Source organism: Streptomyces sp. NPDC100445, from assembly GCF_044759735.1.
In the GTDB taxonomy this organism is placed as follows: Bacteria; Actinomycetota; Actinomycetes; order Streptomycetales; family Streptomycetaceae; genus Streptomyces.
The window spans coordinates 350,031-366,543 of the sequence record NZ_JBIVZV010000007.1; the positions used below are offsets into that span (position 1 = coordinate 350,031).

Below are 16,513 nucleotides of genomic sequence, written 5' to 3' on the forward strand. Positions count from 1 at the left end.
CACCCGGCACGGCCGGAGCGGCGCAACCAGGAAGGCGAGACGATGCCCGACCACCAGGACCACGACCCGTCGCCGGCCACCGTCGGGCAGCTCACCACCCGCACCGAACGGTGGGGCGAAGGGGGGTTCGCGATCACGGTGACGGGTGACCTCGACCGTCACACCACCACCCGGCTCACCGACTGCCTGCGATCGGTACCGAGGACGCCCGCGCCGACCGTCCTGCTGGACCTGTCCGGTGTGACCTTCATCGACTCCACCGGCCTGACCTGCCTGCTTCAGGCCCAACGGGCGGTGACCGGCACCGGCGGACGGCTGGAGCTGATCGCGCCGAGTCCGCGCGTGACGCACATGCCGGACATCACCGGCATCGGCCAGGTCTTCACCGTCCACCCCGACCTGCGAGCCGCACACGACGGGACGGATGCGCACTAGGTGTGCTCTCCCGCCAGGTTCCCGGGCCGCCGGGGGCCGGAACGGCGGCACGGGGCGCCGGCCCCGGACAGCCGGTGGTGGACCGACCGGGTGACGTACCGGCCGATGTACGGCCGGCTGGCGGGTCGGTCCGGCTCCTTCGCGCCGCGAGGTGCTTTCGTCCGGGGGGCAGGTGTGCGACGGCTCCTGTGTCTGTCCTGGCGGGCCGGTGTCCAGCTCTTCTCCTGCACCGCGTCGATCGTCGCGGGCGTTCCGTCCGCACCGTGGAAGGAGAGGTCGTGGTGGCGGGAGACGGTGACGGCCACCCCGGGACGAGGTCGTCCCTGCCACGATCCCGGCCCCGGCCGTGACGCGGACGGCGTTCGAGTACGTCGGGGACGGCATGGCCGGGCCCGCTGCCGGCCGGGTGGGAGGCAGGGCGAAGCGGCGGGCGTCCTCCCCGTACGTGGCTGTCGGTAGCGCCGCCCGCAACGCCCGCGGCCGACGTGTCCGGCCGCACGGGGCGGCCGCCCCGGCCCTCCCACTCCGCCCTCCCCATCCCGTCCTCCGCCGGACGGCTCGGAGCCCGGGCCCAGGACACCCACCCACACCCTCCTGAGGACGGGTGGCCGGTCCCCCGGACGTGCCCGTCCGCATCCCGTCCCTCCGCAGCCCGCCGCCCCGGCGCAGGGCAGACCAACGAGGCGCACATGCTCAGTACCGCAACCCTCCTGGGGAACAGCACCCCGGCCCAACTGCTGCCCGCACGCGAGCTGATGGCCTTCACCCTGGCCTCGCACATCCTGCTGGTCCCGTTCGGCGTCGCACTGCCGTTCATCACGCTGCTCATGCACCGGCGGGCGCTGCGCCGCGACGACCCCGTCGCCCTGCTGCTGGCCCGGCGCTGGTCGGCGGTGATGGCCGTGCAGTTCGCCATCGGCATCATCACCGGCACCGTGCTGTCCCTGGAGTTCGGCCTGCTCTGGCCGGGGATGATGGGCCGCTGGGGTGATGTGTTCGGTCTCGGCTTCGGTGTGGAGGCGTGGGCGTTCTTCCTCGAGGCCGTCCTGATCGCGATCTACCTCTACGGCTGGCGCCGGCTCGAGCCCCGTACGCACTTCTGGTTGGCCGTGCCGCTGCCGTTCGCCGCGCTGATGGGCGCCTTCGGCATCATCGCGGCCAACTCCTGGATGAACACCCCGCAGGGGTTCCGCCTGGACGCCCGGGGGAACCCCGTCGACGTCGACGTGCGGCAGGCCGTGTTCACGCCGATGTTCGGGCCGGAGTACTGGCACTTCGTCGTGGCGATGTTCCTCACCGCCGGATACGTGGTCGCCGGTGTCTACGCGGTCGGCTGGCTGAGGGGCCGCCGTGACCGGTACCACAAGCTCGGCTTCACCGTGCCGTTCACCGTGGCCGCCGTCCTCACGCCCGTCCAGTTCGTCCTCGGGGACTCCGCGGCACGGGCCGTCTTCCATCAGCAGCCCGTCAAGTTCGCCGCCATGGAGATCGTCTGGAACACCGAGACCCACGTGCCCGAGTACGTCTTCGGACGGCTGAACGGCAACGGGACCATCGCCGGCGGCATCAGGATCCCGCAACTGGACTCGATCCTCGCCGGATTCAGGCCCAGCACCAAGGTCACCGGCCTGACCTCGGTACCGGCCGCGAACCGTCCGACCCCGGTCCAGGCGACCATCGTGCACTTCGCCTTCGACATCATGGCCACCATCGGCAGCCTGCTGATCCTGCTGGCGCTCTGGTACGCCTGGTCATGGCTGCGCCACCGCGACCTGCCGCGCACGCGCTGGTTCTACCGCTGCGCGGCGGTCGCCGGCGTCGCCTGCCTGGTCACGGTCGAATGCGGCTGGATCGCCACGGAGGTGGGACGCCAGCCGTGGATCGTCTACGGCAACATGCGCGTGGCCCAGGCCGTCACCACCACCCGGGCGGGAGGCATCTGGGCCATGCTCGGGATCGTGTTCGCCGTCTACGTCGCCGTGTTCGGTTCCTTCCTGGCGGTGGTGCTCAAGATGCGCACCCGGTGGCGGACCGCCGACGAGGCCGCCGCGGCCGGGCGTGCCGTGACCGGTCCCGAGGTCGACACGCCGTACGGCCCCCGGGGCGAGCCGGAGCCCGCGACCGCCGGTGCGGCAGCCGGCGACCACGACCGTCCGTCCGGAGGTGCCCGGTGATGGCCGACCTGATCGCCTGGGCCATGGTGGTGGCCGTCGCCGCCTACGCCACCGGCGGGGGAACGGACTACGGGGCGGGCTTCTGGGACCTGCTCGCGGGCGGTGCCGAGCGCGGCAGGCGGCCGCGCTGGCTGATCGACCACGCGATGGCACCGGTGTGGGAGGTCAACAACGTCTGGCTGATCTTCGTGCTGATCCTCATGTGGACCGGGTTCCCGACGATGTTCCAGGCCGTCTTCACCGCGCTGTGGCTGCCGCTGGCCCTCGCGGCCGTCGGCATGGTCCTGCGCGGAGCGGGCTTCGCCCTGCGCAAGCCCACCCGTCGGCTGGCCCGACGACGCGTCTACGGAGCGGTGTTCGCCGTCGCCTCGCTGCTCACGCCGTACTTCCTCGGCACGGTGCTCGGTGCGATCGCCTCGGGCCGCGTGGCGGTGGGCACGCCCGCCGCCACGCATGTGTGGACCAGCGCCACGTCGATCCTCGCGGGGCTCTTGGCCATCGCGGCCACCGCGTTCCTCGGTGCGGTCTTCCTGATGGCCGATGCCCGGCGGTACGACGCGCACGACCTCGTGGACTACTTCCGGCCGCGGGCGGTGCTGGCGTTCTGCGCCGTCGTCGTCCTGGCCCTGGTCGCGCTGCCGCTCACCCGCCATGACGCCCCGTACGTCTGGCACGGCCTCACCAGGGGACTGGGCCTGCTGCTGGTGGTGCTCGCCGCGCTGTGCGGTGGGGCCACGGTGCTGCTGGTGCTGCGGCGGGCCCACCGCTGGGTGCGGTACACCGCGGCGGCGACGGTCGCGCCGGCCGTCGTGGCGTGGGGTTTCGCCCAGCGCCCCTATCTGCTGCCGACCTCGATGACGGTCTCCCAGGCGGCGGGCGCGGCACACACCTTGCGCTGGCTGGGCATCGTGACGCTGATCGCGGTGGTGCTGGTCGGCCCCGCGCTGGTGATCCTCTTCCGGCTCGACACACGGGGTGAGCTGGAGCCCCTCACGGACGCCGACACCCGGTCCGACGGCCTCAGCGGCGGCAGTGTTTGACGCACCCGGACCGCAGCCGACGCCGTCCGCGGCCGGGGCAGCCGGGCGCGCCCATGTGCCGCGGTCCCGCACGCGCGGAAGGCTCCCTGGCGCCCTCGGCGGGCGAACCTGCCCGATGATCGCTCCTACAGTGACGTGTCGTGCTTGACCGGGCCCACCAGGGGTCGCATGCTCCCGACGGGAGGGCCGGAGAGACGGGCCACCACCACGCCGGCGTCCGAGGCGCCGGGCCGGGCCGACCGAGGGGACCACGCGTGCACGGGAGCCGCACCGGACGCCGGCTGACCCTGCGTCACGGACCGCACACCGCCGTCGTCGTCGAGCTGGGCGCGGCACTGCGGTCGTACACGTTCGGTGGGCGCACCGTGATCGACGGGTTCGCCGAACAGGACACGATCACCGGAGGGCGCGGCCAGATCCTGGTCCCGTGGCCCAACCGGATCCGCGACGGCCGCTACCCCTGGGGCGGACAGGACCTCCAGCTGCCGCTCACCGAGCCGGCCGGCGGCAACGCCATGCACGGGCTGCTCCGCTGGGTGGCGTGGCAGGTCGTGGAGGCGAGCGACAGTCGCGCCGTCCTGGAGGTCTCGCTGTGGCCGCAGCCCGGCTACCCGTTCCACCTCCACGTCCGAGCCGAGTACGCCCTCGGTGAGAGCGGGCTCGACGTCACCGTCACCTCCCGCAACCTCGACGCGAGCGCCGCGCCCTACGGCTTCGGCCAGCACCCCTACCTCACCGCGGGCACCGCCCTGATCGACGAGACGGTACTTACCGTCCCCGCCCGGACCCGGCTGCGCACCGACGAGCGGGGTCTGCCGGTCGCCGCCGAGCCGGTCGACGGCACCGAGTACGACCTGCGCACGCCACGAGCCGTCGGCGCGCTCCGGCTGGACACCCCCTACACCGACCTCGACCGGGACGCCGACGGCCGGGCCGTGGTCCGTCTGGCCCAGCCGTCCGGTGCGTCCGGGACGGACCTGTGGCTCGGGGAGGGCGTCGACTTCGTGCAGCTCTACACCGGTGACACCCTCCCGCCCGGGGAGCGCCGTCGCGCGGTCGCCGTCGAGCCGATGACCTGCCCGCCGGACGCCTTCCGCAGCGGCACCGGCCTGATCAGCCTCGGCCCCGGCGAGCGGCACACGGTCCGCTGGGGCATCACACCGTGGGAGGAGTGACGCCTCCACGGGGCGCGGCAGACCCGCGGCGGTCCGCGGACGTCCGGCCCGGCCGGCCGGAGCACCCGTTCGCCCACCGCCCCGCCTCCAGGGGCCGCGGGTGACCACGGACCAGGTGCTCATCGGCGTGGGGCTGATCCTGGTACTGGCCGTCGGATCGCAACTGCTGGCCGCCCGCCTCCGGGTCCCCGCCCTCATCGTCCTGCTGCCGGTCGGCTTCGCCGCCGGCGCGCTGGTCGGCGACGTCGACCCGGCGCGACTGCTGGGCACGGCGTTCTCGCCGCTGGTGTCGCTGACCGTCGCCGTGATCCTTTACGACGCCGGCCTGGGGCTGGACCTGGCGAGGCTGAAGGGTCACATCCGCCGCGTCGTCGTCCGGCTGATCGGCGTCGGGGTGCCGCTCACCGGGCTGGTGGGCGCGCTCCTCGCCGCGCCGCTGCTGGGCATGTCGGCTCCGGCGGCCGTCATGATCGGCGCGATTCTCGTGGTCTCGGGTCCGACGGTCGTCGGGCCGCTGCTCGGCTTCGTACGACCGAAGGGCCGGCTCCAGCACATCCTGGTCTGGGAGGGCTCCCTCATCGACCCGGTCGGGGGCGTCCTGGGGGCGCTGGTCTTCCACGCGGTCGTCGCGAGCTCGGGCCACCACCTCGGCGGTGGGACGGCGCGCTTCCTCGTCAGCGTGGGTGTCGGAGCGGCCGGGGGAGTGGTCGGGGCGGCTCTGCTGTGGGTGCTGTTCCGGGTGCTGCGGCTCGGCGAGGTCCTCGGCACCACGGCCCAGCTCGCCGCGGTGATCGGGGTGGCGGCGTGCTGCGACGTCCTGCGCGACGACACGGGCCTCCTCGCCGCCGTGGTGATGGGTCTGGCCGTCGCCAACCTCCCCGGTATGGACGCACCCGCGCGCCGGCCGTTCTTCGAGACCCTGGTCAGCCTGATCCTCGGCCTGCTGTTCATCTCGATCTCGGCCACCGTCACCCCGCACTCGCTGCGCCATGTGTGGCTCCCCGCGCTGGGACTCGCGGCCTTCCTGGTGCTGGTCGTCCGGCCGCTGGTCGCGGTCGTGTCCACCCTGGGCACCGAACTGTCACGCGGCGAGCGGGGTTTCATCGGCTGGATGGCGCCGCGCGGCATCGTCGCGGCCGCCACGGCCTCGACGTTCTCCGCCGACCTGGTGGCCGCGGGGATCGGCGGCGCGCCGAAGATCCTCCCCGCCACGTTCGTGGTCATCGTCGCGACGGTGACGCTCTACGGGCTGACCGCCGCGCCCCTCGCCCGGCGCCTGGGCGTCGTGCGCCCGTCCCGCTCGCGGCCCCTGCTGGTCGGCGGCGACCCCTGGGTGGTCGACCTGGGCGTGGCCCTCAGGGCGGCGGGGCTGGAGGTCCTGATGTGGGCGGGGGAGGAGGCGCAACGCGAGGACATCGGGCGGGCCGGGATCGAGCTCGCCCCCGGTGAGCTGCTCGGCGCCGCCACGGGTGGGGCCGCCGAGCTGGAAGGCATCACGGCGGTGTATCTCCTCACCGCCGAGGACGACTTCAACGCACTCGCGGCGATGCTCCTGCGGGGCAGCGTGGAGGGCCCGGTCACCGCCTCGGCGCACCGGCCGACAGCCACGGCGTGGTGGCACCGTTCATCGGCGGCGAGGTGCTGTTCGGCGCGGAGCTGACCCGGCCGGCGTTCTCCCGCGCCTACGAGGCCGGGGCAGCCGTTCTGGGACGGCCCGGCGCCGACGTCCCGCCGGCGGACAGCCACCTGCTGTTCCTCGTGCGCGGGGACGGCCGCCTCGACCCGGTGACGGAAGGCGGCACGCCACGGGCCCGGCCGGGGGACACGGCCGTCCTGCTGGTCCCGGGCGCACGGCGGCCCGGGGGTCCGCCGCAATAGCGGCGTGGGGGGAGGGAAGGAGGGCCACGGCCACGGCACCATGGCGCGGCCCGCGCGGGTACGCACGCTCCGCGGACGCGACCGGCGCCCCTTCGCATGACCGCCCAGCCGGGCGCGCTGATCCATCCGCCGGGTTCACCCGCGGGGACCCCGGACAGAGCGCGCCCACGCTCCGGACCCCGGCACCGTCGGTGTCACGCCGCGCAGTCGCGGGCCGTCACGATCCCGTAGGTCGTCATCCCGTACACCAGGTGCGGCACCACGTCCGCTCCCCAGTCCTTCGCCGACCAGGTCGTCGGATCGCTCACGCCGAGTCGCGCAATCGGTATGTCGGTCGCCGCCATGGCCAGGGCGCCCGTGGCCGGCCCACCGAGCCACCAGGGCAGCCGGACGCCGGCCTGGCGCAGCAGCGACACGGCGACTCCGGTGCAGCATCCGACGGCGATGCCCGACAGCGCGCCCAGACCCGACAGCCGGTTGTCGCGTGTCTCTCCCTCCCCCGGGACCGGATGCCCGGCTTCCTGGGCGAGTGTGTCCATGACCTGAGCCGGCACCTGGCTGGAGGGCCTGCCCCGCAGGGCCATGTCGGCGTAGGTGACGGCGTTCAGTACGGTCGTTCCGGCGGCACCTGCCACGCCGCCGCGCACAATGCTCTGGATCATGTCGGGCCGAGTTCCCAGGCGCCCGGTCCCGAACCGGGATGTCCGTGGACGACCGCGACCGGCTATGGACGCGGAACCCGTCCGGAAGACCGGGGGCGCCCACATGCGGCCGATGTGCGTGGGCGTACGCCGGTGTGAGGCCGTACTCGGAGGCCGCCGCCGGTCGCCGAACGGGGTCCACGGCGCCCAGCCGCGGCTCGGCCCGGAGAGCGGCCGCTGCGACACCGGCCGGCCCCGGTCGCAGCGCACGCCGGACCGCACGACACCAGGCGGAGCGCCCCACGGTCGCACGACACCAGGCGGAGCGCCCCACGGTCGCACCACACCACGCGGAGCGCCCCACGGTCGTTCCGGGAGCGGTGCCGACGGGTCCGGGTCACCATCGGAGCACGGACGCGGTCGCTCCCCGCGGCAGGCCACGTGCTCCGGGCGGGCACGGCCGGCGACGGCCGCGGCCGCCCCGGTCGTCGAGTCACCCGACCGCGCCCGGTGGGCCGATCCGCTGTGCCGGGTGGCCCGAACGGCCCTGTCGGGCCCCCGGCGCGCCGGGGGAGGGTGGGTCGTGCAGCAGCCGGCGCGCACGACACCGTGAACGCTGTCCCGGCACGGAAAGGAACCCGGATGTCCGTCGACACGCAGCAGGCGCCCGCTCGGCCGGAGGAGGACGAGCTGAGGAGGCTGGACGCCCACTGGCGCGCCGCGAACTACCTGGCCGTCGGGCAGATCTACCTGATGGCCAACCCCCTGCTGACCGAACCGTTGCGCCCCGAGCACGTCAAGCCGCGCCTCCTGGGTCACTGGGGCACCTCTCCGGGCCTGAACCTGGTCCACACCCACCTCAACCGTGTCATCAAGGCCCGGGGCGTGGAAGCGCTGTGCGTCTGGGGCCCCGGGCACGGCGGGCCGGCCGTGCTGGCCAACTCCTGGCTGGAGGGGTCGTACACCGAGACGTACCCGGACGTCACCCGGGACGCCGAGGGCATGGCGCGGCTCTTCAGGCAGTTCTCCTTCCCGGGCGGGGTGCCGAGCCACGTCGCTCCGGAAACGCCGGGGTCGATCCACGAGGGCGGTGAACTCGGGTACGCGCTCTCCCACGCCTACGGTGCCGCCCTGGACAATCCCGGCCTGCTCGTCGCCTGCGTCATCGGCGACGGTGAGGCCGAGACCGGGCCGCTGGCCGCCTCCTGGCACTCGAACAAGTTCCTCGACCCGGTGCACGACGGCGCGGTCCTGCCGGTCCTGCACCTGAACGGCTACAAGATCGCCAACCCGACCGTGCTGGCCCGGCTTCCCGAGACGGAGCTCGACGAGCTGCTGCGCGGTTACGGCCACGACCCGATCCACGTCACCGGCGACGAGCCCATGGCCGTCCACCGCGCGATGGCCGGAGCCATGGACACCGCCCTGGACCGCATCGCGGCGATCCAGCGCGCGGCCCGCGAGGACGGCGCGACCGAGCGGGCCCGCTGGCCGATGATCGTGCTGCGCACGCCCAAGGGCTGGACCGGCCCGGCGGAAGTCGACGGACTGCCCGTGGAGGGCACCTGGCGCGCCCACCAGGTGCCCCTGTCCGCCGTACGGGACAACCCCGAGCACCTGGGGCAACTGGAGCAGTGGCTGCGTTCCTACCGGCCCGGCGAGCTGTTCGACGAGCACGGCGCACCCCGCGCGGACGTGCTGGCCTGCGTTCCCAAGGGCGACCGCCGGCTGGGCGCCACCCCGCACGCCAACGGCGGTCTCCTGCTGCGGGAACTGCCCCTGCCGCCCCTGGAGAAGTACGCCGTCGCGGTCGACAAGCCCGGCGCCACCCTGCACGAACCCACGCGGGTCCTGGGGGATCTGCTCGAAGACGTCATGCGGGCCACCACCGACCGCCGGGACTTCCGCCTCGTCGGCCCCGACGAGACCGCCTCCAACCGGCTCCAGGCCGTCTACGCGGCCAGCGGCAAGGCATGGCAGGCCGACCTCCTCGACGTGGACGAACACCTCGACCGGCACGGCCGCGTGATGGAGATCCTCTCCGAACACACCTGTCAGGGCTGGCTGGAGGGCTACCTCCTCACCGGCCGGCACGGACTGTTCTCCTGCTACGAGGCGTTCGCGCACATCGTCGACTCGATGGTGAACCAGCACATCAAGTGGCTGCGCACCACTCGTCGTCTGTCCTGGCGGGCCCCCATCGCCTCCCTCAACTACCTGCTCACCTCGCACGTCTGGCGCCAGGACCACAACGGCTTCTCCCACCAGGATCCCGGCTTCGTCGACCACATCCTCAACAAGAGCCCCGAGGCAGTGCGGGTCTACTTCCCGCCGGACGCCAACACCCTGCTGTCCGTCGCGGACCACGTCCTGCGCAGCCGCGACTACGTCAACGTCGTCGTGGCCGGCAAACAGCCCTGCTTCGACTGGCTGTCGATGGAGGAGGCGAAGGTCCACTGCGCCCGCGGCGCCGGCGTCTGGCAGTGGGCCGGCACGGAGGACGGGACGCGCGAACCGGACGTGGTCCTGGCCTGCGCGGGCGACGTGCCCACCCAGGAGGTGCTGGCCGCCGCCCGGTTGCTGCGCCGCCACCTCCCCGAGCTGGTGGTGCGGGTGGTGAACGTCGTCGACATCGCCCGGCTGCTGCCGAGCGAGGAACACCCGCACGGCATGAGCGACTTCGAGTACGACGGGCTGTTCACCGCGGACAAACCGGTGATCTTCGCCTACCACGGCTACCCCTGGCTCATCCACCGGCTGGCCTACCGCCGCACCGGTCACCGCCAGCTGCACGTGCGCGGCTACAAGGAGATCGGTACCACGACCACCCCGTTCGACATGGTGGTCCGCAACGACCTGGACCGCTACCGCCTCGTCATCGACGTCATCGACCGTGTTCCGGGGCTCGCGGTGCGTGCGGCGGGCGTCCGGCAGCGGATGGTGGACACCCGCGAGCGCCATCACCTCTGGATCCGGGAGCACGGCACGGACCTGCCCGAGGTCGTCGACTGGACGTGGCAGGACTGAACGGTTTCCCGGCCCGGTGGCCCGCCGGGCGATGTGGGGACACCGCGGTACACGAGGGAAGGCGGACCGGCGATGTATCCGAATGACGGTTTTCGCGAGCTGAACCGCGACGAGTGCCTCCGTCTGCTGGCGAAGGTGCCGGTCGGCCGCATCGTGCACACCCGGCACGCCCTGCCCGCGGTGCTCCCGGTGAACTTCTGCCTCGACGGCGACGGCGCGGTCCTGCTGCGCACCTCGGCGGCCTCCGAGCTGGCCCGCGCGGTCGACGGAGCGGTCGTCGCCTTCGAGGCGGACGAGATCGACACCGGGAGATCCGCGGGGTGGAGCGTCGTGGTCACCGGCCGGGCGACGGTCGTCGACGACCCCGCCGAGCGGGAACGACTGACCCGGACCGGTCCGCGCTCCTGGGCGCCGTCCGTCGAGGAGGTGTTCGTCCGCGTCGACGCCGAGCTGGTCACCGGGCAGGAACTCGTGGCCGGGCGGACTCTCCACGGAGTGGACCTCGGGCCGTGGGAACGCGAGCCGTGACACGGCCGGCGGCGGGGGAGTCCGATCCGGTGGGTGGCGGGCGGCGCACGGTGGCGCCGCTATGATCCGTACTTCCTGTCGGCGGTGCCCTGGAGGACACGTCCACGCGGTACCGCACCGAGCCGGTGTCCTTGTCATCGGACGCCCGCCGCACCAGGAAGCGCACCGCCGTCACGCCGGGGGAGACTTGACCGTCACCAAGCTCTGGGCACCCGCCCTCGCCGCCGCACTCCTCGCCCCGGTCACCGCCTGCGGCGCGTCGTCCGCGCCGGGCGCCCCGGCGAGCACCGCGACCGCCTCCCGGCCCGCCGTGACGCGCCACTCCGCGAACTCGGCGCCGGTCACCGCCACCATGCCGGACGTCATCGGCGGCAACGCCGGGCGCGCACGCGAACAGATGCGCTCCGGGCTGGAGATGACCTTCAAGGACGTGAGCGGACGAGGCCGTCCGGTGGACCACCTCGCTCTGTGGAAGATCTGCACCTCGCAGCCGGGGCCGAACCAGCGGATCACCGGGCACCCGGTGGTCTTCGGCGTGGTCAGGGTCTTGGAGAGCTGCGAGGACGCGGTGGCCGGGTGAGCCGCCGGACGGCAAGGGGTGCCGGCGGGTGCCCACCGATGGGGAGCCCGGGCGGTGGGCGGCGACACGGTCACGACGGGCAGCCGCTGCCGTACGGGGCGTAGAGGTCGAGGAGCCGGACACGCGCGGCGTACAGGCGGTGGGCCACCACCCGGCCGACCCACGTGGCGACCGCGCGGCCGAACTCGGCGTCGTCCGCGCACAGGTCCCGCACGGCCTCCGCGTCGAACTCCCAGGCGCGCACGGGACTGGTGGTCCCGGCGCCCAACTGCCACGTGCGGGGCGCGTAGTGCCAGGACCAGCCGAGGAGTTCGCCGTGCCCGAGGGTCTCGACCACGGCGGCGCGGCGGCCGGGCACGTGCAGGTCCAGGGCGACGGTCCCGGTCCGGACGATCCAGAAGCGGTCGGCGCGCCGGCCCTCCTCGAACAGGCGGGTGTCCACGGGGAAGGAGACCTCGCGCGCGAGCCGCATCAGCCGCTCGCGATGATCGACCGGGAGCGCCGCCGTCAGGGTGGTGGTGGAGGTCATCGGACCGACTCCTTCCGTTCGGGCGGCCGCTCTCCGGCCGAGAGGTGCGGGCGGCTGTCGCCGACTCCAGCCTCCGCCCGGCCTGCCCCGGACACCACGGGCCACTCGGCACCCTCGAAGGGCCGGTCGGCCCCACCGAGGACCACCTCCGGGCCACCCGGCCGCCGCCGGTCCACCCACACCTCCGCGCGGCCGACGGCGACGAACGACACCTGCGACGGTCCGTCGTGCTCACCCGTCATCCGCACCCGGAGGGTGTGCCGCCCGCCCGGGACCGTGGTGGCTCGGGCGCCGGTGGGCACCAGCGGGTTCGCGGTGCGGGGCGAGGGTGGAGCGCCCGGGGGTGGTGGTCGTCGGCGGTCAACTGGGTAATCCGTTGCGGAATGTGGGGAGGATTGGTCCCGGAACTCTTCTCACCTGATCAGGTGTGAGACCAATCCGCGCGGTGGCGCAGAACCGGATTCCCCGCGTGAGGAACGAGGAGAAGGAACCGCGGGTACGGCCGGGTCGGTCACGGCCGGCGCTGGGGGCGCTGAGCGGGGCGCTGGCCGGCTTCGCCGCGCTGGCGGTGGCCGAACTGGCCTCGGCGGCGGTGCGTCCGCAGGCCAGCCCGGTCATCGCGGTGGGCGGCGCGTCCATCGACGCGACGCCCGCTCCGGTCAAGGACTGGGCGATCCGTCACTTCGGCACCGACGACAAGCTCGTGCTCCAGCTCGGCATCCTCGCCGTACTGGCGCTGCTGGCAGTGGCGTCGGGCATGTCGGCGGTGCGGGCGCGGCGGGTGGGGGCCGCCGGGTTCCTCCTCTTCGGGGGCGTGGGGGCGGCGGCCGCCGTCAGCCGTCCCGACTCCACCTCTGTCACCGACGCACTGCCCGCCGTCGTGGGAGCCGTCGCCGGGGCCTCGCTCCTGTACCTGCTCGTCGGCTGCCTGACCGCGGGGAGGCGGCCCCCGGCCCCGGCGGACGAAGCCGCCACCGGGGAGGCCACGGACGGCCCGCCCGGCCGCGAGGACCGGGACCGGAGAGGCTTCATCGTGGCGGCCGCGTCGGCCGCGGCGGCCTCCGCCGCGGTGGGCGCGGTCGGCCGGTCACTGAACGCCGCACACGGCCGGGACGCGGTCGCGTCACGCGAGAGGGTCGTCCTGCCGAGTCCGGGGTCACCGGCGAAACCGGTGCCCGGGAGGGCCGCGCCGCGCGTGGCCGGCCTCAGTCCCTTCCTGACCCCGAACGACCGGTTCTACCGGGTGGACACCGCGCTCGTGGTGCCCAAGGTGGACGCCACCACCTGGCGGCTGCGCCTCCACGGCAAGGGCGTCGGCCGTCCGGTGGTCCTCTCCTACGACGACCTGCTGCGCCGGGAGCTGATCGAGCGGGACATCACGCTGACCTGCGTCTCCGACGAGGTCGGCGGCCCGTACGTGGGGAACGCCCGCTGGACCGGCGTACGACTGGCCGACCTGCTCGCTCAGTGCGGGGTCGAGCCGCCGTCCCGCGGGGGCCCGGCGGACCAGTTGGTGTCCCGGTCGGTGGACGGCATGACGATCGGCACCCCGGTCGAGGACGTCATGGACGGCCGTGACGCGATGCTCGCCCTCGGCATGAACGGTGAACCGCTGCCCTTCGCCCACGGTTTCCCGGTGCGGATGGTGGTCCCGGGGCTGTACGGATTCGTCTCGGCCTGCAAGTGGATCCAGGACATCGAGCTGACCACCTTCGACTCCTACGACCCCTACTGGGTCAGGCGCGGCTGGGCCCCCCGGGCCCCGGTCAAGACGGGGTCGCGCATCGACACGCCGGGGCCCTTCGCCCGGTTCGGGGCCGGCACGGTGATGGTCGCCGGTGTCGCCTGGGCCCAGCACCGGGGGATCGACGCGGTCGAGGTCCGTGTCGACGACGGCCCCTGGCGACAGGCGCACCTGGCCGCCGAGGACACCCGCGACACCTGGCGCCAGTGGTCCTTCCCCTGGCAGGCCACCAAGGGGAGCCACACCCTCACCGTCCGCGCCACCGACCGGACCGGCGCGGTGCAGACCGGCAGACGGACCCGCACGATCCCCGACGGCGCCGCCGGCCGGCACTCCGTCGTCGTGACCGTCGAGTGATCACCCACCGCGCCACCACAACGGCCCCCGGACCTACCCGAACCACCTTCCCGCAACGCCCCGCACGCAGCCGCATCGGCGCTGCGCCGTCCCCTCAGGAGAACGAGATGAACAACCGTATCCGTCGTACCGCCGGCCTTCTCGCCGCTGCCGCCGTCCTGCCCCTGGCCCTGACCGCCTGCTCCGGTGACAGCGGTGACTCGGGGAAGTCCGACGCGTCGGACAAGTCGTCGGCCACGGCGACCGCCGGCAACGACGTGGACGGCTCGAACAGCGGCGCCGAGAGCGTGAACCAGCCGTTCGGTCCGGCCTGTTCCGCCGTGCCGCGCAACGGCGCCGGCTCCTTCGACGGCATGGCCAAGGACCCGGTCGCCACCGCGGCTTCGCACAACCCGGCGCTCTCCACCCTGGTGGCGGCGGTCAAGAAGGCGGGCCTGGTCGACACCCTCAACAACGCACAGGACATCACCGTGTTCGCACCCACCGACGACGCCTTCAAGAAGATCCCGAAGGCCGCCCTGGCCAAGGTCCTCGACGACAAGGCGACCCTCACGAAGATCCTCACCCACCACGTCGTCGGCCGGAAACTGACACCGAAGGACCTGGAGAACGGCTCCTTCACCACGCTGGAGAAGTCCAGGGTGACGACGTCCGGCTCGGGCGAGTCCTACACCGTCGACGACACCGCCAAGGTGGTCTGCGGCAACGTCAGGACCGCCAACGCCGACGTCTACATCATCGACACCGTCCTCATGCCCAAGAGCTGACACCCGTGCGCGGTGCCGGCACGCGGCCCTGGAAGGCCGTGCGCCGGCACCGCGCTGTCGCCGTTCGACCGTGCGGGACGGACGGCCGCGTGGGGGCCCGCCGATCGGTGGGCCCCCACGCGCCCACTCAGGCCGGCACGCCGAGCAGGGCGATCGGTGCCGAGGTGGGCCGCTTCGATCCGCCGGCCGGTTCCACCGTGACACCGATGCCCGAGGCGCCGTCGACCGCACCGCGCATGAGCACGGCCTGGCTGGAGCGGCCGGCGTCCAGCAGGCCGGCCGGGCGCATCCTCCCGCCGTCGGCGAACCACAGCTGGTACACCTTGCCGCGCGGCGGTGCGGCCATCCCGGACGCCACGAACACGGCCCGGTCACGCCCGGCGGAGACCACCAGCGTGCCCGCGCCACCGGCCATCCGCGCCGACCGGGACCTGGCGTCGGGCGCGGCCAGCACTGCCGCCACGTCCTCGGCGTGCCGCTCCGCCCGCGCCGCCCGGTGCTGGGCGTCCTGCGCGCGCTCGTACTGCCACACCGCGGTACCGCCGAGAGCGGCCGCGACGGCCACGGCGGCGGCCAGCGACCACCGGGCCAGGCTCCGTCCGCGCCGCACGCCGCGGCGTACCTCCTGGAGGGGGGCGATGCCGGGGGAGACCTGGCGTACGGTGCCGACGCGCCGCAGTACGTGCTCCCGCATGACCGGGCGGGTGGGCACCGTGGCGGCGAGGGCCAGTCGCCCGGCGGTGGCCGTGAACTCGGCGACCTCCTGCGCGCAGGCGGCGCACCCGGCCAGGTGGCGTTCGAAGGCGGCGCGCTCCTCGCCGTGCAGTGCGTGCACCGCGTAGGCGCCGGTCAGGGTGTGCGGGTCGATCGTGGTCATGCGGTCACCCCCAGGCAGTCGCGGAGCCGGATGAGTCCGTCGCGCAGGCGGGTCTTGACCGTGCCGAGCGGCAGCGCCAGCGCTTCGGCGACCTCCCGGTAGGTCAGGCCGCGGTAGTACGCGAGGGTGACCGACTGCCGCTGTAGTTCGGTCAGGGTGCGCAGGCAGCGCCGCACCTGCTCCCGTTCCAGTCGGCTCTCGACCTGCTCGGTCACCTCGTCGTAGGCGGGCCGATGGTCGAGCAGGGCGGCCTTGGTGTCACGGGCCGCCGCAGCCTCCACCGACCGGACCCGGTCGACCGCCCGCCGATGCGCGAGGGTCAGGATCCAGTTGATCGCCGTGCCGCGGTCGGGCCGGTAGCGCGGGGCCGTGCGCCACACCTCCACCAGCACGTCCTGTGCCACCTCCTCCGACTGGGCCTGGTCGCGCAGGACCGCCCGGGCGACGCCGAGGACGGAGCCGGCCACGGCGTCGTAGAGCGCGGCGAAGGCCTCCTGGTCACCCAGCGCCACCTCGTGGACCAGCTGCTGGAGATCGGGCCGGGCGGTCGGACTACTGGCGCCGATATGTACAGGTTCCTTCACAATGGCTCTCCCATGGGCGCGGCGAGGCGGAACAGCCCCGGGTAATCCGGGTCCGGGTCGGCCGCGGATTGGTCGCGCGGAGGTGAGGTGGCGGGCGGCGCCCCGCGTCCGCCCCGACCAGCTTCTCATCACGCCGGGGGTGGCCGGCGCCACCGGACGTGCCGGGGAGCCGGGTGG

13 protein-coding genes and 1 pseudogene are annotated in these 16,513 nt (G+C 73.7%); 10 read left to right on the forward strand and 4 right to left on the reverse strand.

Annotated elements, in window-relative coordinates; genetic code table 11:
- The first annotated feature begins 42 nt into the window (after positions 1–42).
- The 5 genes and pseudogenes from ACIQVT_RS19530 (at position 43) to ACIQVT_RS19550 (ending at position 6,702) form a co-directional block, all read left to right on the forward strand.
- Positions 43–435 (forward strand): STAS domain-containing protein, encoded by a 393-nt coding sequence (locus ACIQVT_RS19530; RefSeq protein ID WP_403754803.1) that lies wholly within the window; start codon positions 43–45, stop codon positions 433–435.
- Positions 436–1,124: 689 nt separating this feature from the next.
- Positions 1,125–2,609, forward strand: coding sequence for a cytochrome ubiquinol oxidase subunit I (locus tag ACIQVT_RS19535; protein WP_403754806.1), 1,485 nt, complete (start codon positions 1,125–1,127; stop codon positions 2,607–2,609).
- Positions 2,609–3,649: a cytochrome d ubiquinol oxidase subunit II gene (locus tag ACIQVT_RS19540; RefSeq protein WP_403754809.1), complete on the forward strand. Its 1,041-nt coding sequence runs from the start codon at positions 2,609–2,611 to the stop codon at positions 3,647–3,649. Before ACIQVT_RS19535 ends, ACIQVT_RS19540 begins: the two co-directional genes overlap by 1 nt.
- A gap of 254 nt (positions 3,650–3,903) precedes the next feature.
- The gene (locus ACIQVT_RS19545; RefSeq protein WP_403754812.1) at positions 3,904–4,824 is read left to right on the forward strand and encodes an aldose 1-epimerase family protein; all 921 of its coding nucleotides are present in this window, start codon (positions 3,904–3,906) and stop codon (positions 4,822–4,824) included.
- 100 nt (positions 4,825–4,924) lie between these two features.
- Positions 4,925–6,702, forward strand: a pseudogene (locus tag ACIQVT_RS19550) (cation:proton antiporter).
- Positions 6,703–6,896: 194 nt separating this feature from the next.
- On the opposite strand, the gene ACIQVT_RS19555 reads toward ACIQVT_RS19550, so the two are convergent.
- Positions 6,897–7,364 (reverse strand): hypothetical protein, encoded by a 468-nt coding sequence (locus ACIQVT_RS19555; RefSeq protein WP_403754815.1) that lies wholly within the window; start codon positions 7,362–7,364, stop codon positions 6,897–6,899.
- Positions 7,365–7,985: 621 nt separating this feature from the next.
- Here ACIQVT_RS19555 and ACIQVT_RS19560 point away from each other — a divergent pair.
- From ACIQVT_RS19560 to ACIQVT_RS19570, 3 genes are all read left to right on the forward strand, one after another.
- On the forward strand, positions 7,986–10,370 hold the full coding sequence (locus tag ACIQVT_RS19560; protein ID WP_403754818.1) for a phosphoketolase: 2,385 nt from the start codon (positions 7,986–7,988) through the stop codon (positions 10,368–10,370).
- A gap of 72 nt (positions 10,371–10,442) precedes the next feature.
- The gene (locus ACIQVT_RS19565) at positions 10,443–10,898 is read left to right on the forward strand and encodes a pyridoxamine 5'-phosphate oxidase family protein (protein WP_403754821.1); all 456 of its coding nucleotides are present in this window, start codon (positions 10,443–10,445) and stop codon (positions 10,896–10,898) included.
- A gap of 187 nt (positions 10,899–11,085) precedes the next feature.
- Complete coding sequence (locus ACIQVT_RS19570; RefSeq protein WP_403754824.1) at positions 11,086–11,478, forward strand: hypothetical protein; 393 nt, start codon at positions 11,086–11,088, stop codon at positions 11,476–11,478.
- 70 nt (positions 11,479–11,548) lie between these two features.
- Here the strand turns inward: ACIQVT_RS19570 and ACIQVT_RS19575 are convergent, their stop codons facing one another.
- Positions 11,549–12,007 (reverse strand): Crp/Fnr family transcriptional regulator, encoded by a 459-nt coding sequence (locus ACIQVT_RS19575; protein ID WP_403754827.1) that lies wholly within the window; start codon positions 12,005–12,007, stop codon positions 11,549–11,551.
- A 469-nt stretch (positions 12,008–12,476) separates the two neighbouring features.
- Between ACIQVT_RS19575 and ACIQVT_RS19580 the strand changes: the two genes are divergently transcribed.
- The gene (locus tag ACIQVT_RS19580; protein ID WP_403754830.1) at positions 12,477–14,108 is read left to right on the forward strand and encodes a molybdopterin-dependent oxidoreductase; all 1,632 of its coding nucleotides are present in this window, start codon (positions 12,477–12,479) and stop codon (positions 14,106–14,108) included.
- A 107-nt stretch (positions 14,109–14,215) separates the two neighbouring features.
- Positions 14,216–14,875 carry a fasciclin domain-containing protein gene (locus ACIQVT_RS19585; protein ID WP_403754833.1) on the forward strand — a complete coding sequence of 220 codons (660 nt, stop codon included), beginning with the start codon at positions 14,216–14,218 and terminating at the stop codon, positions 14,873–14,875.
- A gap of 127 nt (positions 14,876–15,002) precedes the next feature.
- Here ACIQVT_RS19585 and ACIQVT_RS19590 read toward each other — a convergent pair whose 3' ends face one another.
- Positions 15,003–15,752 carry an anti-sigma factor domain-containing protein gene (locus ACIQVT_RS19590; RefSeq protein ID WP_403754836.1) on the reverse strand — a complete coding sequence of 250 codons (750 nt, stop codon included), beginning with the start codon at positions 15,750–15,752 and terminating at the stop codon, positions 15,003–15,005.
- The gene (sigK, locus tag ACIQVT_RS19595) at positions 15,749–16,336 is read right to left on the reverse strand and encodes an ECF RNA polymerase sigma factor SigK (RefSeq protein ID WP_403754839.1); all 588 of its coding nucleotides are present in this window, start codon (positions 16,334–16,336) and stop codon (positions 15,749–15,751) included. Before sigK ends, ACIQVT_RS19590 begins: the two co-directional genes overlap by 4 nt.
- Between the last annotated feature and the right edge of the window lie 177 nt (positions 16,337–16,513).